Here is a 25,469-nt window from a genome sequence, read left to right as displayed (position 1 = left end):
TAAAAAGGCCGCTTGCGGTGCGCTCCAGGGCAGGAGCGTGGCAAGCGGCCTTTTTATGTTTACAAGTTAATATACGCGGAATGGCTGCCCTTCACGTATTGCACGTCCAGGCCGAGACCTTCAGCCATGAGGCGGAGCGGAATATACGTCTTGTCTTCGCCGTTACTGTGGTGCAGACGGGCGTAGGCGCTATCCGGTATCGGCTTCACGACGCCGTTTATCTTCATCTCCATAGAACCGATCGTCAGCTCCACGACATTGCCGTTCAGACGAATGATCGCTGTCTTCGTAGTATCGACCCAATCGATTGTCGCGCCAAGCGATTCTGTGTACTCGCGGAGCACGACGAACGTCGTCCCGTCGATCAGCAGCGGCAGGTGCGGAGTGTCGACGGATTTGCCGCCGACTACGACGGAGATCAAGTCCGGGACACGCACGACCGTCTTGTTGTCGCCGAAGAGCGACTTCGCGAACACTTCCGACATAGCGGCATAGCCGGGTTGGGTCGGCAAGATGCTAAGAATGGAAATATTCGTGTACAGCCCTTCATTGCCTACGAACGCAGCGGACACCGGTACAAGCTGGATCGACATCTTCTGGTCGGCATAGGCTTTCACTATAGTTTGCAGCGTGGCGGTCATATTGTCTTGAATCGGTTTGATTTTGGCGTAGACCGTTGCGAACAGGCTGATGTTCGGGATCGGCGAGTACAGGTCGGCGACGTACACTTTCGCTGTCGGATTCAATGTGTACAAGGTCGTCAGAGCGGCCTTCAAGTTGTCGGTATATTTCTGCAGGCGATCGGCAGCGTAGGCTTTCAACTGCTCGTCGGTTTCGAACGAGCGGTACTTCTCAACGATATCAGCACCGATATCGTTAATGCCGATGGTCAATGTGATATGGGTAGCGGCTTGTAGGTCCTTCTTCATCTGCGCGATCGGAAGCGCGTTGTCTTTGCGGACATCGGTCAGGTCGCTCTGGATTTCGGAGCCCTTCGCGTCTTTCCCGGCGACAACAGTTGTGAGAAGCGCATTGAGACCGGCGCTGTTCAGCCCTTCCAGACCGTAGTTGGCTACGGTTGCGCGTCCGCGGTACAGCGCTTGTTCATAGACGCGGTCTACAAAACCGTATGGTGCGGCGACCGTTAGATCGGTGTCTGGCTCTACACCTAAAGTGAGATCGTCGCCGATGGCTACGATTTTGGCGGAAGCGGCGGCGGTAGCAGTAGTGGTGGCATCAGCGGCGAAAGCGGTCATCGGGAGGCTCAGCAAGAGGAGCAGAGCGGCGAGGATGACGGCAAGCTTGGAACGAGTGGTTCTCTGGTGCATCAGGTGGTTCCCTCCATTTTCTAAAAAGACTTCAGCCTATTGTATTCAACGTCAGGCCCCCGAATCCCTGCCTCAAGAGGATGGGGCAACGCGTTATCTTTTATGCTATAATGGAGAGTAATTTGGGTATGAGGTGACTGGATTGAAAAAGCAGCCGTTGCTATGGGGCGTCATCTACTTGGTGATGCTCCTGCTAACATTTACTCCGCTCGTCCTGGTGACGATTTGCTTGATGATGGTTCCGGTCGTCGTGATGTACGTGAAGCTGGATTGGAAGCGATTCGCGCTGCACCATGTGCTGATTTTGTTGGCCGTGTATGTGATCTCGTTTCTACTGGGCTTGGATTTCCTAGGCACGGTGGCGGCCATCTTGTTTTTGTTTTTCCTCATCCCGAGCTTGGCGATCGGCGTGATGTACCGGAAGCGGGCTACGGCACGAGCGGCGCTGACGGCCGGTACGGTTGCCATGCTGGTGCAGTTACTCCTGCTGCTGCTGATTTTGACGGTATCCGGCATCCATGTGATCGATGAGCTTCGCGACTATATGAAGAACAGCCTTGAGACGCTCCCGGCCGAGCTGCAAAACCTGGTGACGGCGGATCAGATCGAGGTGGCGCTGTCGCTTATGACCAAGCTGCTGCCGCTGTACTTGATCGGCTTCTCCCTGTTCTATGCGATCGTGACGCACTGGCTGGCGCGCAAGGCGCTTGTGCGCAGCGGCGAGTCGATTCCCGGGCTGAAGGCTGCGAAAGATTGGATGCTGCCGAGGTCGCTCATCTGGTACTACTTGATCGCCTTGATCCTGAGCTTCATCTACGTCAATCCGGACGAATCGATGATCTTCATGATCCTGCTGAACATCATGCCGCTCATGATGTTCGTGTTCACCATCCAGGCATTCGGATTTCTATTCTTCATCGCCCATCATCGCGGCTGGTCGAAGGGGGTCCCCAGATTTATTGCCGTGATCGGGATTCTGGTGCTGCTTTTCGCTCCGTTCCTGTTGCAGATGGTTAGCTTGTTCGGCTTGTTCGATGTGGCATTTCCGATCCGGGAGCGGTTAAAAAGACCAAAGGGTTAGGGAGCGACACTATGCCGAAGTTTCTAACGGATCGCTGGCACAGCCTGCCGATGTATGGGGCGATGGGACTGATCCTCCTGCTCTCGGGCATGCTGATGTATTATGAATGGATTCTGGGAGTAGTCGGCCTGCTGCTGGGCGGCGGACTGCTCTTCTACATGATTCGAGCGGAGCGGGCGTTTCAGGAAGAGATGAACGAATATACCGCGAAGCTGTCCCATCGGGTCAAAAAAGCCGGCAACGAGGTGTTCAACGAGTTTCCCATCGGTATCGTGCTGTACGACGAGGAACGGGACATCCAGTGGAACAATCCGTTCATGGCGCAGCTGCTGCGGCAAGATTCGCTGAACGGCGAGCATCTGTTCGAGCTGTTCCCGGCGCTGAAGGGCAAGATCGACAAGGACGGCCGGCTGGAGCTGACGATCGGGAAGCAGATCTACCAAGTGACGGTGAAGGCCGAGCATCGGCTGCTGTACTTCCAGGACGTCACGGCGCTGAGCGCGCTCACCCGACGGTTCGAGGAAGAGAAGATCGCCATCGGCGTCGTGCTGCTCGACAACCTCGACGAAGCGACGCAAGGGATGGACGATCAGAGCCGCAGCCTGACGCTGGCGAAGACGACCGGGGAGCTGACGAGCTGGGCGCAGAAGTACGGGCTGTTCATGCGAAGGACGGCGTCCGACCGGTTACTCGTCGTCATGAATAACAAGTCGCTGCGGCAGCTGGAGCAGTCGCGCTTCGACATCCTCGACGACGTCCGCGACGCGACGATCGAGAACAAGGTGCCGATGACGCTCAGCATCGGCATCGGGGCGGCGGCCGACTCGCTCGTCGAGCTCGGCCAGCTGGCGCAGACGAGCCTCGACATGGCGCTCGGCCGCGGGGGGGACCAGGTGGCCGTGAAGGTCGGCCAACGGCTCTCGTTCTACGGCGGGCGCTCGAACGCCGTAGAGAAGCGGACGCGCGTGCGGGCGCGCGTCATCTCGCATGCGATGCGCGATCTGATGCGCGACAGCGACAAGGTGGTCATCATGGGCCACCGGCACCCGGACATGGACGCGATCGGCGCAGCCATCGGGGTGCTGAAGGCGGTGCAGATGAGCCAGAAGGAAGGCTACATCGTGCTCGAAGGGATCAATCCATCGATTATGAAGCTGATGGAGACGATCAAGGGCGACGAGCGGCTGTACAAGTGGTTCATCACGCCGGAGCAAGCGCTCCAGATTACGACTCCGCGGAGTCTCGCCATCGTGGTCGACACGCACAAGGCTTCGATGGTAGCCGAGCCGAAGCTGCTGCAGCAGACGCAGCGCATCATGGTGATCGACCATCACCGCCGGAGCGAAGAGTTCATCAATGAAGCGACTCTGATCTACATGGAGCCTTACGCCTCGTCCACTTGCGAGCTTGTCACCGAGCTGCTCCAGTATTTCCAGGAGCGGGTGTCGCTCGAGGTGCTGGAGGCGACGGTGCTGCTAGCAGGCATCGTGGTCGACACCAAGAGCTTCGCGCTGCGCACCGGGGCGCGGACATTCGAGGCGGCTTCGTTCCTGCGCCGCAACGGCGCCGACTCCGGGCTCATCCAGCGTATGCTGAAGGAAGACCTGGACGCGTTCATCCGCAAGGCGGAAGTGATCAAACACGCCGAAATTTTGTACGAGCATATCGCCGTGGCCGTCACGCAGTCGGGTCGCAAGTACCCGCAGCTGCTCATCGCGCAGGCGGCCGATACGCTGATCAACATGACCGACATCATGGCGTCCTTCGTCGTCAGCGAACGGACGGACGGGCTCATCGGCATCAGCGCCCGCTCGCTTGGCCAGATCAATGTACAGGTGGTCATGGAGCGGCTGGGCGGCGGCGGGCATCTGACGAATGCGGCGGTTCAGCTCGAGGGCAAGGTCGAGGACGCCGTGAAGAAGCTGAAGGAAGTACTCGCACAAATGAAAGATGAGGAGGGGCTTTTCGAATGAAGGTAATTTTTCTGAAGGATGTCAAAGGGCAAGGCAAAAAGGGAGAAGTCAAGGACTTGTCCGAAGGATACGTACGCAATTTCCTGCTGCCGCAGAAGCTGGCGGCGCTCGCTTCCGAGGGTAACGTGAAGACGCTGGAGCAGCAGAAGCAATCGGAGAAGAAGAAGAAGGACAAGGAGAAGGAAGACGCGCAGAAGCTGGCGGCCAAGCTCGCTGAGACGACTGTCGTCATCCGTGCCAAGTCCGGCGAAGGCGGCCGACTGTTCGGCTCGATCACGAGCAAGCAGATCGCCGAGGAGATGGAGAAGCTGGGCCTCTCCGTCGACAAGCGCAAGTTCCAGATGGACGATGCGATTCGCGTCCTGGGCGTCACGGTAGTGAGCATCAAGCTGCATCCGGAAGTGACGGCGCAGGTGAAGGTGCAAGTGACGGAAGAGAAGTAAGGTTGATTGAAGGCTTCTTGGTTGCTTGGCCGCGGTTGAAGGTAAGGTTGTTTGGGTGGAAGAAGTATAAGGGCGGAAGCGCCATGGAATTCTAGGACATGTTAGGAGAAGGGCTATGAGCGGGGAACTGTTTCTCGATCGCATCCCTCCGCAGAATCTGGAGGCCGAGCAGGCCGTACTAGGCGCCATTCTGCTGGACGGGGAAGCGCTGATTACGGCTTTGGAGCGGGTGACCTCCGACGATTTCTATCGGACGGCCCATCAACATATTTTCGCGGCGATGCAGGACTTGGCGCAGGACGACGAGCCGGTCGACCTGATCACGCTTACGGCCAAGCTGCAGGACAAGCAGCAGCTCGAGGACATCGGCGGCGTCTCGTACTTGAGCCAGCTGGCCAATGCGGTGCCGACGGCGGCCAACGTCGATTACTATGCGGCGATTGTCGAAGAAAAATCGATGCTGCGCCGGTTGATCCGCACCGCGACCCAGATCGTAAGCAATGGCTATGCCGGCGAGGAGGAAGTCGGGGAGCTGCTGAGCGAGGCGGAGCGCAAAATTCTCGAGATTTCGAACCGCCGCGCCGGCAACGGGTTCGTCGCGATCCGCGATGTACTCATGGAAGTGTTCGAGCGCGTCGAGTTCCTGTATGCGCACAAGGGCGGAGCCACCGGGATCCCATCCGGGTTCACCGACCTCGACAAGATGACGTCCGGCTTCCAACGGTCGGACCTCATCATCGTGGCGGCGCGCCCCTCCGTCGGGAAGACCGCGTTCGCGCTGAACATCGCGCAGAACGTCGGCGTCCGGGCGAAGGAAACCGTCGCCATCTTCTCGCTCGAGATGGGCGCCGCGCAGCTCGTCCAGCGGATGATCTGCGCCGAGGCGAATGTCGATGCTTCGCGTCTGCGGACCGGCTTCCTCGAGGGCGACGACTGGCAGAAGCTGACGATGGCGATCGGGACGCTGTCCGAGGCGAACATCTACATCGACGATTCGCCGTCGATCACCGTGGCGGACATCCGCTCGAAATGCCGGCGGCTGAAGAAGGAAAAAGGGCTCGGCATGATCCTGATCGACTACCTGCAGCTCATTCACGGGCGCGGCAAAGCCGGCGAGAACCGGCAGCAGGAAGTATCCGAGATCTCCCGTACGCTGAAGGGGATCGCACGTGAGCTCGATGTGCCGGTCATCGCGCTGTCGCAGCTCAGCCGGGGCGTAGAGCAGCGGCAGGACAAGCGGCCGATGATGTCCGACTTGCGGGAATCGGGCTCGATCGAGCAGGACGCCGACATCGTGGCGTTCTTGTACCGGGACGATTACTACGACAAGGAGTCGGAGAAGAAGAACATCATCGAGATCATCATCGCCAAGCAGCGGAATGGGCCGGTCGGTACGGTGGAGCTCGTGTTCCTGAAGAACTTCAACAAGTTCGTCAGCCTCGACCGACAATATGCGCCGGAGCAAGCTGGGTAACGTTTCGTTTAAGCTAGGGATTGTGACAATTTCCGAACATTTTGCTTTGATGTAAAGCTATTGTTCGTTTTTATTGACTTTGGCACGACGGAACTGCTAAACTGAAAATGCCGCTCTCCGACGGGTGCGGCTATCTTGGTGTGTGCCTTTAGGGCCGACACCACCTACGGGGGTAAATGCGGAATGTCAACGGTTGTTGTAGTCGGAACCCAATGGGGCGATGAAGGAAAAGGGAAAATCACCGACTTTCTGGCGGAAAGCGCGGAGGTTGTAGCCCGATATCAAGGCGGCAACAATGCCGGCCATACGATTCTCATTCAGGGCAAGAAATATAAATTGCACTTGATCCCATCCGGCATTTTCTATTCCGATAAAACTTGCGTCATCGGCAACGGCATGGTGCTGAACCCGAGCGCTTTGATCGAAGAAATCAACTACATTCACGATAACGGCTATTCCACGAAAAACTTGAAAATCAGCGACCGCGCGCATCTGATCATGCCGTATCATCTGCTGCTCGACGGACTTGAGGAAGACAGCAAGGGCTCGAACAAAATCGGTACGACTCGCAAGGGTATCGGTCCTTGCTATATGGACAAGGCCGCGCGCAACGGCATTCGGATCGCCGACTTGATGGACGCGAGCGAGTTCGAGCGTAAGCTGCGCCAGGCGATGGCGGAGAAGAACCGCCTGATCGAGCAAGTGTACGGCGCCAAGGGTCTTGATGTGGAGCCTGTGCTGCAGGAATACTTGGGCTATGCGGAGGTGCTGCGTCCTTACGTGACCGATACTTCGGTCGTGCTGAACGATGCGATCGACGACGGCAAGCGCGTACTGTTCGAAGGCGCGCAAGGCGTCATGCTCGATATCGACCAAGGCACGTATCCGTTCGTTACGTCGTCGAACCCGACTGCAGGCGGCGTCTGCATCGGCTCCGGCGTCGGCCCGACGAAGATTCACCAGGTCATTGGCGTAGCCAAGGCTTACACGACACGCGTAGGCGACGGTCCGTTCCCGACGGAGCTCGACAACGAGATCGGCAGCTGGATCCGCGAGAAGGGCAACGAGTACGGCACGACTACCGGCCGTCCGCGCCGCGTTGGTTGGTTCGACAGCGTCGTCGTCCGCCATGCCCGCCGCGTGAGCGGCATCACCGGCTTGTCGCTGAACTCGATCGACGTGCTGTCCGGTTTAGAGACAGTGAAGATCTGTACGAGCTACACCTATCGCGGCGAAGTGATCGAGCACTATCCGGCGAGCCTGAACCTGCTGTCCGAGTGCGAGGCGGTTTACGAGGAGCTGCCGGGCTGGTCCGAGGATCTGTCGAACGTGAAGTCGCTTGACGAATTGCCGGCGAATGCTCGCCACTACCTGGAGCGCATCTCGCAGCTGTCCGGCATCCCGATCTCGATCTTCTCGGTCGGCCGCAACCGCGAGCAGACGAATCAAGTACGTCCGATTTACGCCTAAATCACCGTCTCGGTTCGTCTCGAACGGTGTCGACCCCAATCCCCGCCCTCTTCTGGGTGGGGATTGTTTTTAATCCGCCCATTTCCCCGGAGCAACCGAGCTTTTTTTGAAAACTGCCTTTTAGCCCGCCGGCAATCCGTCAATACTGGGAAGATGAACAAGCGTTCCCTCACCAGGATGCGCGGAAAAAAGGCGGGAATTCAACATGAAGGTTGTAAGCTGGATCAGCAAGCTGCTCCTGGCGGCCATTCTAATTAGCACGGTATCCGTTCTGACGACGGCTTTCATCGTACAATCGTATATCAAGCAGCTCTTGAAGCCTTTCAACATCGATTTGGCCGGCAGTCCGTTTTCTCTCTCGCAATTCATAGGCAATCTTGGCGAATCTTCGAATATACTGGAGCAGGGGGCTAATCCTCAGAACGGGCAAGCGTCAAGGACGGGCGGCTCCGGTTCCGGCAGCTCAGGCTCGACTGGCTCATCTGGTTCGTCCGGCAGCTCAGGCGCTCAGAGCGATCCCCCGGTTGGAAAGGAGGACTCTGTCTCAGTATGGGCACAATCCGGTTCATCCACGAATCGCGGCAACGGCGGAAATAGCGGCAGCACGAGCGGCACAAACAGCTCCAGCAGCAGCTCAATAGGCTCCCGCAGTTCCGGCGGCGTGGATGCCCTTCGATCGGGTGAAGGCTCCGTCGTTCTATCGGAAGAGCAATTCCAATCCAAGAAGGATCGGCTGACGACGGAGGACAAGACAGTCATATTCACAGCGCTGTCGAAGCTGCCCGAAAAGGAGATGCAGACGATCTCGCGACTTGTTGAAGACGGGATCACTTCGGGCGAGCTGGATCAAGTAGAGAAGATCGTGGAACAGCATTTGAAGCCGGAGGAGTATAAGCAGCTGCTGGCGATTTTGCAGAAATATGAATAATAGGATCCATCTTGTAGCAGTTTACGATCCTCTTCTATGTCTTTAGCCCCAGCGGTTGAAAGTAGTAGACTAGCTGTGGTAAAGTAGAAACATTGGCGCGGGCGCATTATGTCGAATTCTGCCAAGTTTCCATTAAAGCAAGAGGAGAAAATCATGAACTCATTCAAGGCAACCGAGTGGGTCAAGGGCGTCTGGGAGCGATCCAAGAACGCGCTGACCAAGACCCGTGGCTCAAGCTTGACTGACACCTTCAAGGATCGTAGGCCTCTGCATCACGCGATTTCCATACTACGAGCTTATAGGCTTCGTCTGTTGAAAGGGGTAGGCGCTCTCGGGCTCCTCGCTTCCGTCTCAATCGGCGGCAACCAATACGTAAAGCTGCATACCTACGAAGTGTACCACGTCTATGTTGGCGATCAGCAGGCCGGTACCGTTAGCGATCCGAAGGTCGTCGAAGATTTTATTCTCACCAAGCACCAGCAATTGGAGGAACAGAATCCCAATGTGCACATGGTGATGAATTCAGAAGCAATCAACTACAAGGCTGAAAAGGCTTTCAACATCCAGAGTAACGACGAGGCGGCCCTGGTAGGCGTTGATAGACTGCTGGTGACGAAGGCGGTTGGCGTAGAGCTGGTCGTAAGCGGCCAATCGATGGGCATCGTGAAGGACAAGGAAGCGGCGGACGCCATTCTGGACCAGATCAAGTCCAAGTTCGCTCCGGCGGCGACGGCGGCAGCCAAGGCGCAGGGCGCGGTCAGCGTGCTGTCGGCCAAGGCGGAACCTCAGATCGGGGCGCCGATCGTGGAGAAGGTCGAATTCGTCGAGCCGGTCGAGATTGTGGCGAAGGATATTCAGCCCGCCCAGCTGATCGACCCGCAGGAGATCGTGCGCAAGCTCGAGACCGGCGACGTCGCACCGAGCAAGTACACCGTAGTGGCGGGCGATTGCGTCGGCTGTATTGCGAAGAAGCTTAACATTCCCCGTCAGCTAATCTACGAGAAGAACCCGTGGATCCAGGACGATAAGATTAAGATTGGTCAAGTCTTGGACGTGACTGTACTTAAACCGGCGCTGACCGTGCGGACCGTGGAGAAGGTCGTCGAGAATCAGGAGATTCAATTCGACACCGTCTACGAGAAGGACGAGAACATGCGAGCCGGACAGACGCAAGCGATCAGCCCCGGGCAGAACGGGCTCAAGAAAGTAACCTTCCAGCTGATCAAGGAGAACGGCTATCTCGCCGAGGAGCAGGTGCTTGGAGAGGAAGTGCTCGTCCAGCCGGTATCGGCGGTAGCGAAGAAGGGGACCAAGGTGATCTTGGGCGAAGGTACTGGGAAGTTCATCTGGCCGGTCCTCAGCCCGAACATTACGAGCAGCTTCGGCGAGCGGTGGGGAAAGCTGCACAAGGGCATTGACATCACGGGCAACAAGAACATCATGGCAGCCGATAACGGCATCGTCATTTACGTAGGCGACAAGCGCGACGGATATGGGAACCAGATTATCATCGATCATCAGAACGGGTACAAGACCATCTACGGACACTTGAGCCAGTTCTTCACCTCGAAGGGCAAGATCGTCGAGAAAGGCGAGAAGATCGGGTACATGGGCAGCACCGGCGATTCGACCGGCACGCATCTCCATTTCGAGGTGCAGCGCAGCGGAACAGCCGAGAATCCGATGAAGTTTTTGTCGAGGTAACACGAGCAAGCCAAGCATAAGCAGCCATTATTCCTTCTTTTCACACAACAGGGTTTCCAGAGGTCGGGTAGCGACGGTAAGTCGCTATTCGGCCTCTTTTTAAATAGCGGGCTGGCAGGACTTGAAAATGGGCATCCCCTGCCCGGGTGTGGTAAAATGGGAACATATCCAACAAATGATAACGGTCAGGATGGTGGCGCGATGTACGGCAAAATCTTAGTCGTGGACGACGAGCAACCGATTGCTGAAATATTGAAGTTCAACCTGGAGAAGGAAGGCTATCAAGTCGTCTGCGCGTTTGACGGGGGGACGGCCGTGGAGCTGGCATTCGAGGAAGACCCGGATCTGATCCTGCTCGACATCATGCTGCCCGTGAAGGACGGGATGGACGTGTGCCGGGAAGTGCGAGCGAAGCGCGATACCCCGATCATCATGCTGACGGCGAAGGATTCGGAGCTGGACAAGGTGCTTGGGCTCGAGCTCGGCGCGGACGACTACGTCACGAAGCCGTTCGGCACCCGGGAGCTGCTGGCGCGCGTGAAGGCACATCTGCGGCGGCAGAACAAGTCGTTGCCTTCGCAGCAGGAAGCGAGCGAGCCGAGCGGGCTGCGCATCCACCGCTTGATGATCGACAGCGACATGTATATCGTGTACAAGGACCGCCAGCCGCTTGATCTGACGCACCGGGAATACGAACTGGTGTACTATATGGGCAAAAACTGCGGGCGCGTCATGACGCGGGAGCACTTGCTCCAAGCCGTCTGGGGCTTCGAATATCTGGGCGACGTGCGCACGGTGGACGTGACGATCCGCCGTCTGCGGGAGAAGATTGAGGACGATCCGAGCAAGCCGGAGTATATCATGACCCGGCGCGGCCTCGGCTATATGATGCGAAATCCGCGAACCGGGGGTCCGGTCTGACGGAGAAGCGCGGGAGGCCAGCAAGATGAAAGGCATGAAGCTGTTCCAGACGATTCAAATCCGGCTCATTATCATCTACGTGCTGCTCATTCTGATTGCGATGCAGCTCATCGGGGTGTATTTCGTCCGGACGATGGAGCGTTCCTTCATCGACAACTTTTCCTCTTCCCTGCAGACGCAGGCGGGGCTGCTGGCCGAGCTGATCGACATGGACCAGTACACGGGGACGGGGGAACCGCCGGAAGGATCGGAGCAGGATGAGGGGAAGAAGTCGATCGAGTCCCTCAACAGCATCGTGAGCAGCTTGTTCGATATCAGCGCCGCAGAGATTCAGATCATCGACGCCAATGGCATTATGCTGAGCACCTCGCTCAAGAGCAATGAATCCAATGTCGGGCAAAAGAACCTCCGCTCTGAGGTCATCTCAGCGCTGCAAGGAATTAAGGACAACGAGTCCGAGCTTGTGGACTCCACGGGCGAGCGGAAGAAGGTCGTCGCCCAGCCGATCAGCAACGGGACCAAGGTGAACGGAGCCGTCTACATCGAAGCGTCGATGGAGCCGCTCTACAAGACGATGAACGGGATCAACAAAATTTTCCTCACGGGGACGATCTTCGCGCTGGTGCTTACGGCGGCACTCGGCGTCATCCTGTCGAATACGATTACGAATCCGATCAAGGAAATTACGCGTCAGGCTACTGCGATGGCGGAGGGCAACTTCAACCAAGTGGTGAGGGTGAAGGGACCGGACGAGATCGGCCAGCTCGGCAACGCTTTCAACTATATGACCGACCGGTTGAAGGAAGCGCTGGCGCTGAACGAGGAAGAGAAGGAGAAGCTCGCTTCGATTCTCTCGAACATGAACGACGGCGTCATCGCGACCGACGATCGGGGCAAGGTCATCGTGATCAACCGGCGGGCCCGCCAGATGCTGCGCATCGGCAATTCCGAGGTCCGCAACCAGGAGATCTGGGAGGTGCTCGGCATGCCGCGCGAGGCGGTGGAGTCGCATGTGCACGGTCAGCAGCAGATGGCGCTCGTCCATATCGGCGAGGACGAAGAGGAGGAGCCGGTGACGATCCGCATCATGTTCACGCCGATCTACCGGCGGGACAAGGGGACGGCGGTGGGCACGATCGCGGTGCTGCAGGACGTGACGGAGCAGGAGAAGCTCGAGCAGGCGCGCCGCGAATTCGTGGCGAACGTCTCGCACGAGCTGCGCACGCCGCTCACGACGATCCGCAGCTACCTCGAGGCGCTCGACGACGGTGCCGTGGGCGATCCGGTGCTGGCGCACCGCTTCATCGGCGTCACGCGCAACGAGACCGAGCGGATGATCCGGCTCGTGAACGACCTGCTGCACCTGTCGCGGCTCGACTCGCGCAAGGCGCAGATGGCCAAGGTGCGGACGCATGTGCCGGATATGCTCGAGGAAGTGGCCGACCGGTTCTCGTTCCAGCTGCAGCAGAAGCAGATCCGGATCACGATCGACGTCGATCGGGAGATCGGCGAGGTCAAGCTCGACCGCGACCAGATCGACCAAGTGCTCGACAACCTCGTCTCCAACGCGATCAAGTACACGCCGGAGGGCGGTTCGATCCAGATCTACAGCAAGAAGCTGGACGGCGACTGGATGGAATTCCGCGTGCAGGACAACGGGATCGGCATTCCTAAGAAAGACTTGGCACGCATCTTCGACCGGTTCTACCGGGTGGACAAGGCGCGTTCTCGCAGCATGGGCGGCACCGGCCTCGGCCTGTCGATCGCCCGCGAGATCGTGAAGGCGCACGGCGGCACGATTACCCTCGATTCCGAATTCAATCGGGGGACGCAGGTCGTGTTCACACTACCTCTGCTCAAGTGGGAGGGGGAAGCGGTATGAACGGCATGATGGAGAAGACGAAATCGATTGTGCTCACGCTGCTCATCTTCTCGAGCCTCGTGCAGAGCTACTACCTCGTGTTCGGGGAGCCGCGCCGGGCGCCGATCAAAGAAAACGAATACGTCGAGGCGAATACCATCGGGACGCAATTGTCCGTCGACGAGGTCGTGTTCCCCGATCAGATGATCATCCACTCCGGCAAGGAGACGCATACGGTGCTGTACCCGAACAGCCGCTTCTACACGCTTATTTTCGAGTCGATCAAGAAACGGACGTTCGACAGCTTCCGCCGCACCTCGATGATGACAACCGGCATCGAGTGGGAAGAAATCCGCAACAAGCAGCCGGGGGTGGAGCTTCGTTTTCGCGGGGGCATTCCGTTCTCGATCTTGAAGACGATGTTCGTGCTGCGCGGCGACTTGCCGCTCGACAATGAGATGGTGACGCGGCTCTGGATCTTCACGAAGGATGTCAAGGAGGACGTGAAAACGTACTTCCAGACAGAGTTCAATACGTACGAAGCGCGGGCGGACTTGAACAACAAGGATGTGGAAGGGTTCGTCGGGTTCCAGGAGCTGCAGACGACGTACCATACGAAGGACGGCGACGTGTATTTGCCGGATAAACCGCTCGAGATGACCCAGTACCGGATTCCGTACGAGCCGATTACGATCGATCAGTTGATCAAGACGCTGTTCGTCGACCCGCGCAACACGCGGAACTTCGACAATCGGGACGGCTCGCAGATTTACACGGACGGCAAGCGCGGGCTGCAGGTGAAGGCGGATCCGCTCTGGATGAGCTATTCCGACCCGATCCCGACGGTGGACAGCCGCAACGATGTGCGGGAGAACCTGAGCTCGGCGGTAACGTTCGTCAACCAGCATGGGGGCTGGAACGGGCAGTTCGGCGTGAAGTCGATTCCGCTCACTCCGATTATCGGGCGCCAGGCGTTCACGTTCCGGCAATATTACGATTCGTACCCGATCGTGAGCGAGAAGGCGGAAGGGTTCGGCCTTATTCGGCTAGTGCTGCAGAGAGGCGTCGTGGCGAGCTACGACCGCTCCATGCTGACGCTGGAGACCCGCGGGGTGGAGCGCAGCTTGAAGATGATCGAGGGCGGCAAGGCGCTGGACGATCTGGTGACGGCGCTGCCTCGACGCAGCTTGGTGGCCGGGGTGTATCCTGCCTACCAGCCGGTTCTGGACAAGGATGAAATCATGCAGCTGAATCCGGTGTGGGTGGTCGAATACCGGGACGGCACGTATGAGCACTTGAAATAGGGCGAGGACGACGGTGGAGGAAGGAGGGCTGCGCCATGGATTGGAGCCGGGCCAAGACGATCTTGATTTTCTCGTTTCTGCTGCTGAATTTGACGCTGGGGTATGAGCTATGGGCCAACCAGTGGCTTCGTGGCGAGGGCAAGACGGTGTCCGCAGATATGGCGGTGGAGCTGAACCGTTTGATGCAGAGCCGCAATATTCGCGTGGAGATGGATATCCCGACCGACGTACCCAAGATGCAGGAAATTGTGGTAAAATGGATGGATGGCAATACGTACGGCCGCAAGGTGACGCTGGCGCAGCCGCTCAAGTACAACCGTTTTCTCAGCAAAGGCAGCTTGAAGGATCTCGCCAACCATTCGATTCCGAATGCCGAGGCCTATCGCTATGATCCGGTGTCGGCGATGGACGGCGTGTACCGGATGAACCAGTTGTACCTGGACTACCCGATGTTCGATGTGACGATGGAGCTGTTCATGACGGATGGCGAGATCAGCGCGTATAAGCAGTCATTCGTAGAAGTGGAGAAGCCGGCGGAGGACAAGGAAGCGAAGAAGGTCATCCCGGCTTATACGGTGCTGCGGACGTTGACGGAGAAATTCCTGCAGACCGGCGCGGTCATTCAGGACATTCGTCTCGGGTATCACGGCCAGCTGTTCGATTCGGAGAAAAAGCTGCTCGTCCCGACGTGGCGTGTAGCGGTGCAAGGCGGCGAGCTGTATTACGTGCACGGCTTCCGCGGGGATGTCGAGAACGCGCAGCTGAAGAGCACGACGACGCGCTAAGGGCTACAGATAGATCTAGAGGTTAGAGGAGAACCACCGATTATGACGATGCGGTTCACGGTGTTGGCCAGCGGGTCGACCGGCAATTCGCTCTTGGTCTCGACCGAGCAGACGAAGGTGCTGGTGGACGCCGGGCTTAGCATGAAAAAAATCGAACAGCTGATGCAGGAGCGTGGCGTGCAGGGCAAGGAGCTGGACGCCATTCTCATCACGCATGAGCATTCCGATCATATCAAGGGCGTCGGCGCGCTGGCGCGGAAGTACGACCTCCCGGTGTATGCGAACGAGAAGACATGGCAGACCTTGAATCGTCAGCTCGGGGAGCTGGCGGAGGAGAAGAAGGTCGTGTTCGAGACCGGCGAGCTACTGGAGTTCGGCGAAGTGGACGGCGAGGGCTTCCTGCAGATCGAATCGTACAACATCTCGCACGATGCGGCGGAGCCGGTCGGGTATTGCTTTTACGACGACGATCAGAAGCTGGGGCTGGCCACGGACCTCGGGTATGTGAGCAGCAAGGTGAAGGAGAAGCTCTCCGATTCGAACTCCCTTATCCTGGAGTCGAATCACGATGTAGAGATGCTGCGGGTCGGACATTATCCGTGGAACATCAAGCGCCGCATCATGGGCGACACGGGCCACCTCTCCAATGACGCCGCCGGCTCCGCCTTGTGCGATATGATCTGCGAGCGAACGGAGTCGGTGTACTTGGCCCATTTGAGCCGCGACCACAATATGATGGACTTGGCCAAACTGACGGTGAATAATGTATTAGAAGACGGCGGATATCCCGCCAAGGGCCGCAAGGTCCGGCTGATGGACACCTACTTCGACCGTGCTACGACATGGGAAAAGCTGAATCGGGAGTCATGAGCGAGTCGAGTTCAACCATCTTGGACTCGATTTCTTTTCGGCTGAGGATCCCTTTCTCGATCAACAACTCCATCATGGCGCTCAGCAGCAGGCTGTTGCGGTAGTGCTCCTCCTTCAGGTCCGCCAGCTTGGCGACCATATTGACTTCTTGCATCGCGTTTCCGATACGATTCATTTCGGGCTCTCTCCTTTTAATGGATGCTCTCGATCTTCACTACATAATCTAGTAGAATAGTATGGTAGGCTTTTAAGTTTTAGAATCTCTATTTTCGTGAATGGTAGAAATGTTTGGGTGGATGCATTACTAGTGTTGGCAAAAGAAGGCGCCGCCATTCCGGCGGAAGGCCGTTCGGATACTAGTTTTTTTGAGTCGCGGGGTTTCGGGTGTTGGAGAGGAGGAGAAGCGGCGATGAGTTTATTTGACGACGACTTTTATACGACGAAGGTGCGGAAGTCGACTCCCTGGCGGAGCGATTGGACTACTAGAACGTCAAGATATTCTCAGCAAAAGTTAGGTGTGGTGGCGGCGTCGGCCGGTGTGGGGATCGTGCTGGCGGTGTCGATCATTTGGGCCGCTTCTTCGGGAGGGGAATCGGGTGGTGCTGGGAATGCCGCGCCGGCTGTTTCGCCGACATTGGCGGTGGAGGACTACATGCAGCTGCGGAGCGACAAGGTCGTGAAGGCGGTCAATACCGTCAAGCCTACGGTCGTGAGCATTATTAGTGCGGGCAGGGAGACGGCGGCACCGGCTCCTTCGGCTTCTCCGGGGGCGGGATCGGGGGCTTCGCCATCGCTGCAGGCTCCGGCTCAGCAGAAGATAGGGATTGGGTCCGGCGTTATTTTTCAGAAAAATGGAAACAAGGCGTACGTGGTAACGAATAATCACGTCGTACAGAATGCGACCCAGGTAGAGGTCGTGCTATCGAACGGGGAGCATAAGAAAGCCGAGATCAAGGGACGCGACCAGATCACCGATCTGGCTGTGCTCGAGATGGACGGCGACGGGATCAAGGTGCTGGCGGAGTTCGGGGATTCGGCCAAGCTGCAGTCCGGGGAGACGGCGATTGCGATCGGCAATCCGCTCGGGCTCGGGTTCTCGCAGACGACTACCGTTGGGGTGATCAGTTCGCCGAATCGGCGCATTCCGATTTCTTTTTCTAACGATGGCAGCTATGACTGGGAGATGGACGTGATCCAGACGGATGCGGCGATCAATCAGGGCAATAGCGGCGGCGCCCTCGTCAATCTGGACGGCCAAGTCGTCGGCATCAACAGCATGAAGGTGTCCGAGACCGGGGTCGAGGGGCTGGGCTTCGCGATTCCGATCAATCAGGTGAAGGAAACGATCGACAGCTTGATCAAGTACGGCAAGGTGAAGCGGCCTTATCTCGGCGTGACGACCGATGCACTGCGCGCGTACAAGGGGACGGAAGGGTTAAAGCTGCCCGATACGGTGAAAAATGGACTTATCGTGATGGACGCGCTGGGGCCGGCGAAGGATGCCGGGTTGCTGGCGAACGACGTCATCACCGAGCTGGACGGGAAGGCCGTGTCTACGAACCTGATGCTGCGGCAGTACCTGTATCAGGAGAAGAAGATAGGAGATACTTTGAAGATTACGTATTATCGCGCCGGGAAGAAGGCGACCGCTACGGTGACGTTAACCGAGAGGAAAGAGGAATAAGCCGCATGTATTGTGTGTGCAAGGAGCATTTGGAGCTGGCGCTCGATCTGTTCGTCGACGAGTACGAGGAAGCGCCGGACGTGTATGCTTTGAACGAATTGAAGTTCACTGCGTGGGAGCCGCCTGCGCAGTGCGAACGATGTGGTGAGGCGCCGGAGTATTTGGTGATTTAGTGTGGTTTGGTACGCGGTAGCGTTGGGGTTGCGGAGTGAGGAGTGGGGAGCCTGGCCGGTGGGTGGTGCGGTCGGGCTCTTTTTTTGTTGGGTGGAGGTGCTGGTTGGATGGCTGGCTGGATGGCTGGCTGGATGAGGATGAGATTGGGGGCGGGATGCAGGGGAGTGAGTGGAAGGGGGAGTCGAAGGTCGAAGGCGGGAGTGGCGAGGGGCTAGTGAACGTAAATTCGCTGCTTATGAACCTATTTTCGCATGAAGGAGGGGATTCGCCTCAACTATGAACCCAAGTACATAACTCGGGAAGCTGGATTCCTGAATAGTGAACTTAGGTTCATAAATAGCGATGGCGCGCCGGGAAGAAGGAAATTGGGTTCACACATTAGGAACTTAGACTCCCATGCTGCTAATGGCACCATCAGATGATGAAATACAGTTATTTCAGAATAGGTTCCTTGAGGTGGCTGAGTTGGAGGAGTTAGAGGAGTTAGAGGAGTTGGACGGCTGGTGGCTTTCCTAGGAGGCTTCTTGTCTGATTTTTTAGCGCAGGAGCAGTAATGAAGGAGTAGTAATACAGGTGCGCTAATTCGCTGGCGGGGGTTTTGATGGAGGCTCGGGGTGCGGTACAATAGCGGTAGGAGCAAGTTGCTGGCGGAGGTGGGCAGGTTGTGGAGCAAGGCGCGGATCAGGTCGTAGAGCAGGCTGTGTGGAGCAGGTCGTGGGGCAGGTCGTGAAACAGGTCATGGAGCAGGGCGCGGGCATCATCACGAGGCGGTCGGCGCGGTTGAGCGGCTGGGTGGACCGGATGGTCTGGGTAGGCGGAGGGTCGGAGCAGGCGCGTGCGGTGTATCCGGACATTTATCCCGTCATGGGGATCCAGAGCGTGGGGCAAGTGTCGCAGGTGGTGGGCGAGGTGGAGCGTCCTTTGGCGGCGGCCGGGTTGACCGGGTTGCATCGGGAGCTGAAATGGTTCCGGAGCTCGGCGGATTGCAGCACCGTCTTGGTGTATTTTCGACCGGAGGCGCTGTTCGCTTGGCGGATCGGGGACCCGCGGGAGCTGGTGGGGACGAGTTATTCGCTGTTCGACTTGGGCGTTGGCGACTGGGAGCGGGAGCGATTCGGGGATGCGCGGTTGTCGGCGGAGCCGGAGCGTTTTCTCGACCTTGTGGAGGATCTGCTGTGGAGGCAGCTGAAAGATCGGGAGCTCGACCCCTGGGCGGAGTGGATGGTGGATCGGATCGTTTACTCGGGGGGCAGCGTGCGGATCGAGCAGTTGGCGGAGGAAGCGGTGCTAAGCCGGAGGCAGCTGGAGCGTAAGTTCGGGGAGCGGATTGGGCTAGCGCCAAAAGCTTTTTCGCAGCTGGTGCGGTTTCGGCGGTCGATGGGGACGTTGGCTGGGGAGGGCCGTTTGGCGGAGTTGGCCGTTGAGGGGGACTATTACGATCAGGCGCATTGGGTGAAGGATTTCAAGCGGCATGCCGGGATGACTCCGGGTATGGTTCGTCGCCGACTCGAATAGGATGTCGCATTTTTACAAGAGAAGGGTCGCATCCTAGGCTAAGATGAGGCTATAGCCGAATTCGAGGAGGACTTAGCCATGATGAATGTGGAGCAGGTAAAGCAAATTAGCGAGAATTCCAAACGGGAGAAATGGCCGTATCCGCGGACGTTCCAAGCTTTTCGGGAGGCCGGTGTTGTCTCGTATCGGAACATGCTGGCGGATCATACGACCGTTTTCTTCGGTGGCGATGGGACGAGCTATGAGGAGATGGCGCCGGAGGGAGCGGGTCCTGGGTTGGCTGTAGCGGATATGTACGATGGGGAGGCCGTTCGTCGCGATTTGGCGCATCACCAGCAGCATCGCACGCCGTATGTCGAGTTTGTTCAGGACATGGCTCGGGCGGGGGTTCGCTATTATGAGGTCAATATGGAGCGGAGAGTCGTCATTTATACGAGTGGACGGGCCGGCGAATCCTATACGGAGGACGTGCCGGTTCCGGTGGAATAGATTGATTTTTAATTGGACGTGGAGGCCGGTGGGATGCAGATTCAGATCGTGTGTGTGGGCAAGCTGAAGGAGAAATATTGGGTGGCCGCGATCGAGGAGTACGCCAAGCGGCTCGGGGCTTACGCCAAGCTCGACATCCGCGAGCTGGCAGACGAGAAAACGCCGGACTCGATGAGCCCGGCGGAGGAAGAGCAAGTGCGCGTTCGCGAAGGCGCACGGATCTTGGCGGCGCTCAAGCCGGACGCCACCGTCGTCGCCCTCGCCATCGAGGGCGAGACGTGGACGAGCGAGCAGCTCGCCGCTTTTATGGAGCGGACCGCCATCTATGGCGGCGGATCCCTCGCTTTTGTGATCGGCGGCTCGCTCGGCCTGGCGCCGGAAGTGCTGGCCCGCGCCGACAAGAAGCTGTCGTTCGGGCGTATGACCTACCCGCATCAGTTGATGCGGGTTTTGCTGTTGGAGCAGGTGTATCGGGGGTTTAAGATTGTGAGGGGGGAACCGTATCATCGGTAGTGGTAAAGCAGAGAGTTGTGCTAAGGGTAGAGGCGTGGATGTTAAATATCCAAATAGGGATTTAAGTATACAACATTTGATGCACGTGAAGTGGAATGCAAAGAATAGATACATAGAAATCCTTTGTTTTCAACACTTTGCGGGTTATATGACATTCATGAAGGATGGCACAGATTTCAAAATACGGTGTTGAAGAGGTTGAAGGATAAAATCGAGGTTTCGGTTTTGCTGGAACTCGGTTTTGACGTCGAGTGTGTAGACATGTTGAACTTAGCAAACAGATGCTCTTTTTATTGTATACTGGAAGCATAATGCAGTTGAGGGGTGGATTTAAATTGATTACAACAGTAGCCGATCTATTGAATTCTCTTATGACCAAAGAAAAAGAATTATTGAACAAATACAGTATAATTAAGCATGGTCCTACAATTGGCGATATGTATGAAGGGCTTACAGCGAGTCTCTTGAATAAAGCTATATTCGAAGGATTAGATATACGGATTGTGTCTGGCAAAATACGAAATGAAGTAGGCACCTTTAGTAATGAAATAGACTGTATGATAGTAGAGGGAGAAGGCGAAGCCATTCCGTATACAGGTAAGTTTATATATGATCTCTCTCAAGTAATTGCAGTCCTAGAAGTGAAAAAAAACTTGTATCAAGATGATTTAATAGATGCCTACAATAAAATGCGGCAAATATACTCAATTACTGACCCTAGCAATGAGTTGCTAAATATGAGAGCGTTTAGAGATGCATTTAGACATATAGTGCAGAAAGAACTTCTTGAATATGAAGAAGTGACAGAGTTGCCTTTACATGAGCAAATGATTTATCACAGTTTGTTAATAGAAGAAATGATGCCGGTTAGAATAGTATTTGGTTATTATGGATATTCGTCTGAATTTGCTCTAAGAGAAGCGTTTAATAAATATATAGAAAAGAACTCAGGTATTAAGGGCTTTAGTCCAACAATCTTTCCCGATCTTATTATATGTAATAATAGTGTTTTAGCAAAGCTTGATGCTATGCCTTACATAAGTCCTCTAGATAAGGAAGGTAACTGGAATTTCTATGGTTCTACAACACATAATCCATTTTTAATACTGCTAGAATTTATTTGGACAAAGCTAAGCTATAGATACAACCTTAGCGATGATATCTTTGGTGAAGACCTTAATTTTGAAGCTTTCCATCCTTTTCTGCGTACTAAGGCTAAAAGAAGCGATGATAAAATAGGTTGGGAGACAAGTTATATTTATATCCCAAGAGAAGGACTAGATCATGAGCCTTTATTTTGGGAGTGGAAGCCTGCGGAACTTGACGAAGTAGAGTGGTTTATAATCAATTGGCTCTGCTTATATCAAGAGCTTAATACAGAGGAACCTGGGTTCCAAGAATGGGTGGATCAAAAAGGCGCAAAACTAGAAGATCTTATTAAGAGTCTTTCTGAAAAGAGACTGACTACTTTTGAAAAGAATACATTTCATTTGTTAACTGATCAGTGTGAAGTTGTTACTGTTAATGGTAAGTGGTATGCTGCTGAAAATAAATCAGGTAGACTGACTAATTGGGTTAATAAGATGATACAAGGTAGAAATGAATAAACCGCATTTATGTTTAAAACAATAGTAACTACGTAACAGAGAATGAGGCTTTTTCTTTCTGAGATATCAATCCAGCCTATAGATTGTTTATAATAGTTAAGACAATTTGGAAAATAAAGATATTTTATTCAAGAGCAGTATAAAGGCTCCATTGCGAGTTATATCCTGCTCTTTTTTATGAAAATACTTCAACGTAGAATTGGTCATAATGGATTGACGATCAACTTTAAAATGAGTTGTAACTTTACAAATTTAAAATCAATTTGTCCATAACTAGACAAAAATATAGTTTTGGTATATCTTAGTAGTGAGGACATAACGAGGGGAGACAATTTATGAGTATGGATATATATCAAAAATGTATGCTTCTTTTGGAGCAGAGAACAGTTATATGTGAAGGAATAAAAGCGGGATTTAAGAGACATCAGCTATATCTAGAACTATTCTCCGATATAGAAACAGATACATCGAATCCCAAAAATCGTTATGACCTTGTTAACACAGAAGTAATTAATTCGATTAAGAAGTATCCGCACTTACAAATTGAAATTGAGAAGAAGAAGTCGGGATTCCATCCCTATATAGTATTAAGAGAAAAGCTGAGAAATATATCTGTTCTTGTCTTACCATTAGCCAATAAAAAAGACATGTTTGACAGTGCCAGTACGTACAGAATGAATTTTTCTGTTTCAAATATCCCCAGGTTAATTGAGGAAGGATTACCTGAGGACTTCCCGGATATTGATATTCAATACCAAAGGGCAATGCACCCATTAGGTGCGGAGAATTATCCCTTTGGTCTAATTGTTGTATACGACCCTTATGATGGTTCAATTAGAGAGGGTGCGTTACTGCCTGATCATACGGACTGGATATTTTTAGAGGATACTACGAGTATGGTACTAAGCACTAGTTTAGACAATGTTAAGCCGATTAATGTGTATGAGGACAGTGACGATATCAAGATACCGTTCAAAGAGACAGCGCATCAAACTGATGAGGATATCCCACTGAAGCTGAAATTTGATCCGTCAGTATGAAAGTAGGAAAGTAATATGATTAATGAAGATCAGAAAATTATTCCAGCCAGACTCAAAGAGGCACGTTTAGTAAGAGGCCTAAGCATTGGTGAACTCGCGACTCGGGTAGGCCTTTCTAAACAAGCTATTTCTCAGTATGAATTGGGAGAAAATGAACCTAAATCTAGTACTATGATGGGGATTATTCGGGAGTTGGATTTCCCTAAGAGTTTTTTCTATAAAACCTATGAAGAACATATTATAGGTAATACTTTCTTTAGGGCGTCTGCAGCAACAACGAAAAAAAACAAGGAAATTCAATACAATAAATCAAAGCTTGCTGGATATATATATGATTATTTGCAAAAGTACATTGAATTTCCTGAACTGAACTTACCTGATCTATCTTCATTTGATCAAACTGACTGGGATGATGATTCAATAGAGCTTCTTGCGGAGAATGTCAGACAGTTTTGGGGACTTGGAGAAAATCCTATCAATAATATAGTTAATCTTATGGAACGAAACGGTATTGTTGTTTTTTCAATTGATATGGAGAGCTTAAAGGTAGACGCGTTCTGTCAATCCAGAAAGGGACGTCCTTATATTTTCTTAGGGAATGATAAGGAATCTGCTGCAAGAAGACAATTTGATGCGGCTCATGAAATTGGTCATCGCTTGATGCACAACCATATTCACAACCAGGATATCCTCTCAAGAGAGGAATTCAAGATTATTGAGAATCAGGCCAATCGTTTTGCATCAGCTTTTCTACTGCCTGCGGAGGCATTTGCAAAGACAGTTACTTCAACAAAATTGATTCATTTCATAGAATTGAAAAAATATTGGAAAGTATCAATCGCAGCTATGCTATATCGAGCTCAAGAATTAGGGATAATTGATCAGAGCAGGTATACTTCATTATTGAAGCAAATGTCCATTCACAAAATGAGATCAAAAGAACCCTTAGATGATGTGATTCCGGTTCCCAAGCCTGTTCTATTGAATAAAGGCATAAAGATGTTACTCCAGGATAATTTTAAAAATGAATTGCAAATAATCAATGAGAGTGGCGTACCGCGAGAGTTTATTGAAATGCTTGGTACCATGGATAAAGGTTCACTTAAACTTAAGGAGATTGAGCCTACGCTTAAACTGATTATTAACAATCAAAAAGAAGCATAAAACTCTGAGAGCCTGAAAAACCCTCAGAATTTTATGTATGTATATTGATTTTTACTGGTATAGCTTCTTGTTATATCCAAGTATAGGCTTCCTGCTTTTTGGTATTAAGTTGATTTAGGCATCCCCGTTAATTGTTATTGTATGTGTTGACTCTGCATACCCCACACATGTGGAGTGCCTAATATTGATGGTGCGAAATGAGATGTGACAGTACTGCGCAAATCTAAAGTAAAGGAGACCTTGCATATAGCGAGGTCTCCTTTACTAACCCTTGTACAACGGCATCTTCCAAGTAAGCGAGAAGCGGCCAAGCATACAACAGTCCCAACTGAACAGCAAACTTTGGTAGATTAATAGAGCTTAAAGGGCGACTAACTCTGCGAGCTTGGCCGCGACGTCTGCCATTGGCTCTTCTGCAGTGTTCAATCCGCTTCGTGATCCGAGCAAGGGACTGACTTCGCGGAGAGCTTCATACGTTGTATCATGCACAATCGGAACGAGCCGATCACCTGCAAGGAGTGCCGAAAGTTCTTTGTCGGCGATGCCCTCTGTTGGGAGGCGGCGTAGCAGTGCTGGGGTCACCAGCACAATTCCAACTCGCGAGTTGGCCAAGCCTTTGTCGATAGCGCGAAGCAGCGGCACACCGAGGCCAACGTCCTTCTCGCTAAACCAGACGGAGACACCGTGTGATTCAAGCAGATCGTGCAACTCCTTGGCGGCTCCCTTCCGGTCGTCCCACGCATGGCAAAGGAAGACGTCTCGAAGGTCAGGTTGTTTTGCTAAGGTTTCGACGCTGTTGCGGATTGGTGTTAATGACCGAATTTCTTCAGATGTGTACAATATGGACGAACCTACTCCTGACCAGCGTGGTTTTGAACCGCGGACGGAACCGCCGCCGCTGCTTCGACCCCCTCCACTTGTCAAGGACGAGGAGTAAGATGAGGGCGAGTACGAATTGTAGCCGCCACCACTACCATAGCGGCCATAACGCCCTCTGCACGCTGGGCAGTTGGCTGCGGCACTTGCTGAGCGATGTCCGTTTACAGGAGCTGTACATCTAGCCATGTCCCTACCTCCTAATTAGATTTTCCTAGTATTATAGTAATTCAAAATAGGAAAAAAAACCATATATTTGATGTGT

At 54.2% G+C, this 25,469-nt stretch carries 24 protein-coding genes; 21 read left to right on the top strand and 3 right to left on the bottom strand.

Annotation, left to right across the window (positions count from 1 at the left end; all coding sequences use genetic code 11):
- Positions 1 to 59 precede the first annotated feature (59 nt).
- Positions 60 to 1,328: an SGNH/GDSL hydrolase family protein gene (locus PKO02S_RS10395; RefSeq protein WP_127582205.1), complete on the bottom strand. Its 1,269-nt coding sequence runs from the start codon at positions 1,326 to 1,328 to the stop codon at positions 60 to 62.
- A 142-nt stretch (positions 1,329 to 1,470) separates the two neighbouring features.
- Between PKO02S_RS10395 and PKO02S_RS10390 the strand changes: the two genes are divergently transcribed.
- From PKO02S_RS10390 to PKO02S_RS10335, 12 genes are all read left to right on the top strand, one after another.
- Complete coding sequence (locus PKO02S_RS10390) at positions 1,471 to 2,409, top strand: DUF2232 domain-containing protein (RefSeq protein ID WP_246066911.1); 939 nt, start codon at positions 1,471 to 1,473, stop codon at positions 2,407 to 2,409.
- 11 nt (positions 2,410 to 2,420) lie between these two features.
- Positions 2,421 to 4,382: a DHH family phosphoesterase gene (locus PKO02S_RS10385; protein WP_127582203.1), complete on the top strand. Its 1,962-nt coding sequence runs from the start codon at positions 2,421 to 2,423 to the stop codon at positions 4,380 to 4,382.
- A complete protein-coding gene (gene rplI / locus PKO02S_RS10380; RefSeq protein WP_127582200.1) occupies positions 4,379 to 4,825 on the top strand; it encodes a 50S ribosomal protein L9 in 447 nt (148 codons plus the stop codon). The genes PKO02S_RS10385 and rplI overlap by 4 nt, the downstream gene beginning before the upstream one ends.
- Positions 4,826 to 4,940: 115 nt before the next feature.
- On the top strand, positions 4,941 to 6,299 hold the full coding sequence (dnaB, locus tag PKO02S_RS10375; protein ID WP_127582197.1) for a replicative DNA helicase: 1,359 nt from the start codon (positions 4,941 to 4,943) through the stop codon (positions 6,297 to 6,299).
- Between the two features lie 183 nt (positions 6,300 to 6,482).
- Complete coding sequence (locus PKO02S_RS10370) at positions 6,483 to 7,769, top strand: adenylosuccinate synthase (RefSeq protein WP_127582194.1); 1,287 nt, start codon at positions 6,483 to 6,485, stop codon at positions 7,767 to 7,769.
- Positions 7,770 to 7,974: 205 nt separating this feature from the next.
- Positions 7,975 to 8,697 carry a hypothetical protein gene (locus tag PKO02S_RS10365; protein ID WP_127582190.1) on the top strand — a complete coding sequence of 241 codons (723 nt, stop codon included), beginning with the start codon at positions 7,975 to 7,977 and terminating at the stop codon, positions 8,695 to 8,697.
- A gap of 153 nt (positions 8,698 to 8,850) precedes the next feature.
- Complete coding sequence (locus tag PKO02S_RS10360) at positions 8,851 to 10,401, top strand: peptidoglycan DD-metalloendopeptidase family protein (RefSeq protein WP_127582186.1); 1,551 nt, start codon at positions 8,851 to 8,853, stop codon at positions 10,399 to 10,401.
- A 201-nt stretch (positions 10,402 to 10,602) separates the two neighbouring features.
- Positions 10,603 to 11,322 (top strand): response regulator YycF, encoded by a 720-nt coding sequence (gene yycF / locus PKO02S_RS10355; RefSeq protein ID WP_127582183.1) that lies wholly within the window; start codon positions 10,603 to 10,605, stop codon positions 11,320 to 11,322.
- A gap of 25 nt (positions 11,323 to 11,347) precedes the next feature.
- Positions 11,348 to 13,204: a cell wall metabolism sensor histidine kinase WalK gene (walK, locus tag PKO02S_RS10350; RefSeq protein ID WP_127582180.1), complete on the top strand. Its 1,857-nt coding sequence runs from the start codon at positions 11,348 to 11,350 to the stop codon at positions 13,202 to 13,204.
- Entirely contained in the window at positions 13,201 to 14,487 is a 1,287-nt protein-coding gene (locus PKO02S_RS10345) for a YycH family regulatory protein (protein ID WP_127582177.1), read from the top strand. Before walK ends, PKO02S_RS10345 begins: the two co-directional genes overlap by 4 nt.
- A 35-nt stretch (positions 14,488 to 14,522) precedes the next feature.
- A complete protein-coding gene (gene yycI, locus PKO02S_RS10340; protein WP_127582175.1) occupies positions 14,523 to 15,272 on the top strand; it encodes a two-component system regulatory protein YycI in 750 nt (249 codons plus the stop codon).
- Between the two features lie 42 nt (positions 15,273 to 15,314).
- The gene (locus PKO02S_RS10335) at positions 15,315 to 16,142 is read left to right on the top strand and encodes an MBL fold metallo-hydrolase (RefSeq protein ID WP_127582172.1); all 828 of its coding nucleotides are present in this window, start codon (positions 15,315 to 15,317) and stop codon (positions 16,140 to 16,142) included.
- On the opposite strand, the gene PKO02S_RS10330 is transcribed toward PKO02S_RS10335, so the two are convergent.
- Positions 16,108 to 16,317, bottom strand: a complete 210-nt coding sequence (locus tag PKO02S_RS10330) for a hypothetical protein (protein WP_127582167.1) — start codon at positions 16,315 to 16,317, stop codon at positions 16,108 to 16,110. The two genes, PKO02S_RS10335 and PKO02S_RS10330, sit on opposite strands and share 35 nt — an antisense overlap.
- A gap of 234 nt (positions 16,318 to 16,551) precedes the next feature.
- Between PKO02S_RS10330 and PKO02S_RS10325 the strand changes: the two genes are divergently transcribed.
- The 9 genes from PKO02S_RS10325 (at position 16,552) to PKO02S_RS10290 (ending at position 24,328) form a co-directional block, all read left to right on the top strand.
- On the top strand, positions 16,552 to 17,826 hold the full coding sequence (locus tag PKO02S_RS10325) for a S1C family serine protease (RefSeq protein WP_127582164.1): 1,275 nt from the start codon (positions 16,552 to 16,554) through the stop codon (positions 17,824 to 17,826).
- Positions 17,827 to 17,831: 5 nt separating this feature from the next.
- Positions 17,832 to 17,999, top strand: a complete 168-nt coding sequence (locus PKO02S_RS10320) for a CxxH/CxxC protein (RefSeq protein WP_127582161.1) — start codon at positions 17,832 to 17,834, stop codon at positions 17,997 to 17,999.
- A 104-nt stretch (positions 18,000 to 18,103) separates the two neighbouring features.
- Positions 18,104 to 18,280 carry a hypothetical protein gene (locus tag PKO02S_RS32310; protein WP_164821381.1) on the top strand — a complete coding sequence of 59 codons (177 nt, stop codon included), beginning with the start codon at positions 18,104 to 18,106 and terminating at the stop codon, positions 18,278 to 18,280.
- Positions 18,281 to 18,702: 422 nt separating this feature from the next.
- Positions 18,703 to 19,515 carry a helix-turn-helix domain-containing protein gene (locus PKO02S_RS10315; protein WP_127582158.1) on the top strand — a complete coding sequence of 271 codons (813 nt, stop codon included), beginning with the start codon at positions 18,703 to 18,705 and terminating at the stop codon, positions 19,513 to 19,515.
- A 78-nt stretch (positions 19,516 to 19,593) separates the two neighbouring features.
- On the top strand, positions 19,594 to 20,004 hold the full coding sequence (locus PKO02S_RS10310) for a DUF1398 family protein (protein ID WP_127582155.1): 411 nt from the start codon (positions 19,594 to 19,596) through the stop codon (positions 20,002 to 20,004).
- Positions 20,005 to 20,037: 33 nt separating this feature from the next.
- A complete protein-coding gene (gene rlmH, locus PKO02S_RS10305) occupies positions 20,038 to 20,517 on the top strand; it encodes a 23S rRNA (pseudouridine(1915)-N(3))-methyltransferase RlmH (protein WP_127582151.1) in 480 nt (159 codons plus the stop codon).
- A gap of 335 nt (positions 20,518 to 20,852) precedes the next feature.
- On the top strand, positions 20,853 to 22,124 hold the full coding sequence (locus PKO02S_RS10300; protein WP_127582148.1) for a DUF6602 domain-containing protein: 1,272 nt from the start codon (positions 20,853 to 20,855) through the stop codon (positions 22,122 to 22,124).
- A gap of 335 nt (positions 22,125 to 22,459) precedes the next feature.
- The gene (locus PKO02S_RS10295) at positions 22,460 to 23,164 is read left to right on the top strand and encodes a hypothetical protein (protein ID WP_127582144.1); all 705 of its coding nucleotides are present in this window, start codon (positions 22,460 to 22,462) and stop codon (positions 23,162 to 23,164) included.
- A 15-nt stretch (positions 23,165 to 23,179) separates the two neighbouring features.
- Positions 23,180 to 24,328, top strand: a complete 1,149-nt coding sequence (locus PKO02S_RS10290) for a helix-turn-helix domain-containing protein (RefSeq protein WP_127582141.1) — start codon at positions 23,180 to 23,182, stop codon at positions 24,326 to 24,328.
- A 360-nt stretch (positions 24,329 to 24,688) separates the two neighbouring features.
- On the opposite strand, the gene PKO02S_RS10285 is transcribed toward PKO02S_RS10290, so the two are convergent.
- A complete protein-coding gene (locus PKO02S_RS10285; RefSeq protein WP_246066910.1) occupies positions 24,689 to 25,168 on the bottom strand; it encodes a toll/interleukin-1 receptor domain-containing protein in 480 nt (159 codons plus the stop codon).
- Between the last annotated feature and the right edge of the window lie 301 nt (positions 25,169 to 25,469).

This window comes from Paenibacillus koleovorans NBRC 103111 (assembly GCF_004000845.1).
Lineage (GTDB): Bacteria > Bacillota > Bacilli > Paenibacillales > NBRC-103111 > Paenibacillus_AA > Paenibacillus_AA koleovorans.
The sequence above is the reverse complement of the archived record's forward strand: the minus strand, read 5'-3'. Positions and strand labels throughout refer to the sequence as shown.

Excerpts from the sequence above, each read along its gene's own strand:
- PKO02S_RS10365 (WP_127582190.1), top strand. The coding sequence starts at position 7,975 with ATGAAGGTTGTAAGCTGGATCAGCAAGCTGCTCCTGGCGGCCATTCTA.
- PKO02S_RS10290 (WP_127582141.1), top strand. The coding sequence starts at position 23,180 with ATGATTAATGAAGATCAGAAAATTATTCCAGCCAGACTCAAAGAGGCA.
- PKO02S_RS10370 (WP_127582194.1), top strand. The coding sequence starts at position 6,483 with ATGTCAACGGTTGTTGTAGTCGGAACCCAATGGGGCGATGAAGGAAAA.
- yycI (WP_127582175.1), top strand. The coding sequence starts at position 14,523 with ATGGATTGGAGCCGGGCCAAGACGATCTTGATTTTCTCGTTTCTGCTG.
- PKO02S_RS10295 (WP_127582144.1), top strand. The coding sequence starts at position 22,460 with ATGAGTATGGATATATATCAAAAATGTATGCTTCTTTTGGAGCAGAGA.
- rlmH (WP_127582151.1), top strand. The coding sequence starts at position 20,038 with ATGCAGATTCAGATCGTGTGTGTGGGCAAGCTGAAGGAGAAATATTGG.
- PKO02S_RS10310 (WP_127582155.1), top strand. The coding sequence starts at position 19,594 with ATGATGAATGTGGAGCAGGTAAAGCAAATTAGCGAGAATTCCAAACGG.
- walK (WP_127582180.1), top strand. The coding sequence starts at position 11,348 with ATGAAAGGCATGAAGCTGTTCCAGACGATTCAAATCCGGCTCATTATC.
- rplI (WP_127582200.1), top strand. The coding sequence starts at position 4,379 with ATGAAGGTAATTTTTCTGAAGGATGTCAAAGGGCAAGGCAAAAAGGGA.
- PKO02S_RS10385 (WP_127582203.1), top strand. The coding sequence starts at position 2,421 with ATGCCGAAGTTTCTAACGGATCGCTGGCACAGCCTGCCGATGTATGGG.
- PKO02S_RS10335 (WP_127582172.1), top strand. The coding sequence starts at position 15,315 with ATGACGATGCGGTTCACGGTGTTGGCCAGCGGGTCGACCGGCAATTCG.
- yycF (WP_127582183.1), top strand. The coding sequence starts at position 10,603 with ATGTACGGCAAAATCTTAGTCGTGGACGACGAGCAACCGATTGCTGAA.
- PKO02S_RS10325 (WP_127582164.1), top strand. The coding sequence starts at position 16,552 with ATGAGTTTATTTGACGACGACTTTTATACGACGAAGGTGCGGAAGTCG.
- PKO02S_RS10360 (WP_127582186.1), top strand. The coding sequence starts at position 8,851 with ATGAACTCATTCAAGGCAACCGAGTGGGTCAAGGGCGTCTGGGAGCGA.
- dnaB (WP_127582197.1), top strand. The coding sequence starts at position 4,941 with ATGAGCGGGGAACTGTTTCTCGATCGCATCCCTCCGCAGAATCTGGAG.
- PKO02S_RS10330 (WP_127582167.1), bottom strand. The coding sequence starts at position 16,317 with ATGAATCGTATCGGAAACGCGATGCAAGAAGTCAATATGGTCGCCAAG.
- PKO02S_RS10320 (WP_127582161.1), top strand. The coding sequence starts at position 17,832 with ATGTATTGTGTGTGCAAGGAGCATTTGGAGCTGGCGCTCGATCTGTTC.
- PKO02S_RS10345 (WP_127582177.1), top strand. The coding sequence starts at position 13,201 with ATGAACGGCATGATGGAGAAGACGAAATCGATTGTGCTCACGCTGCTC.
- PKO02S_RS10395 (WP_127582205.1), bottom strand. The coding sequence starts at position 1,328 with ATGCACCAGAGAACCACTCGTTCCAAGCTTGCCGTCATCCTCGCCGCT.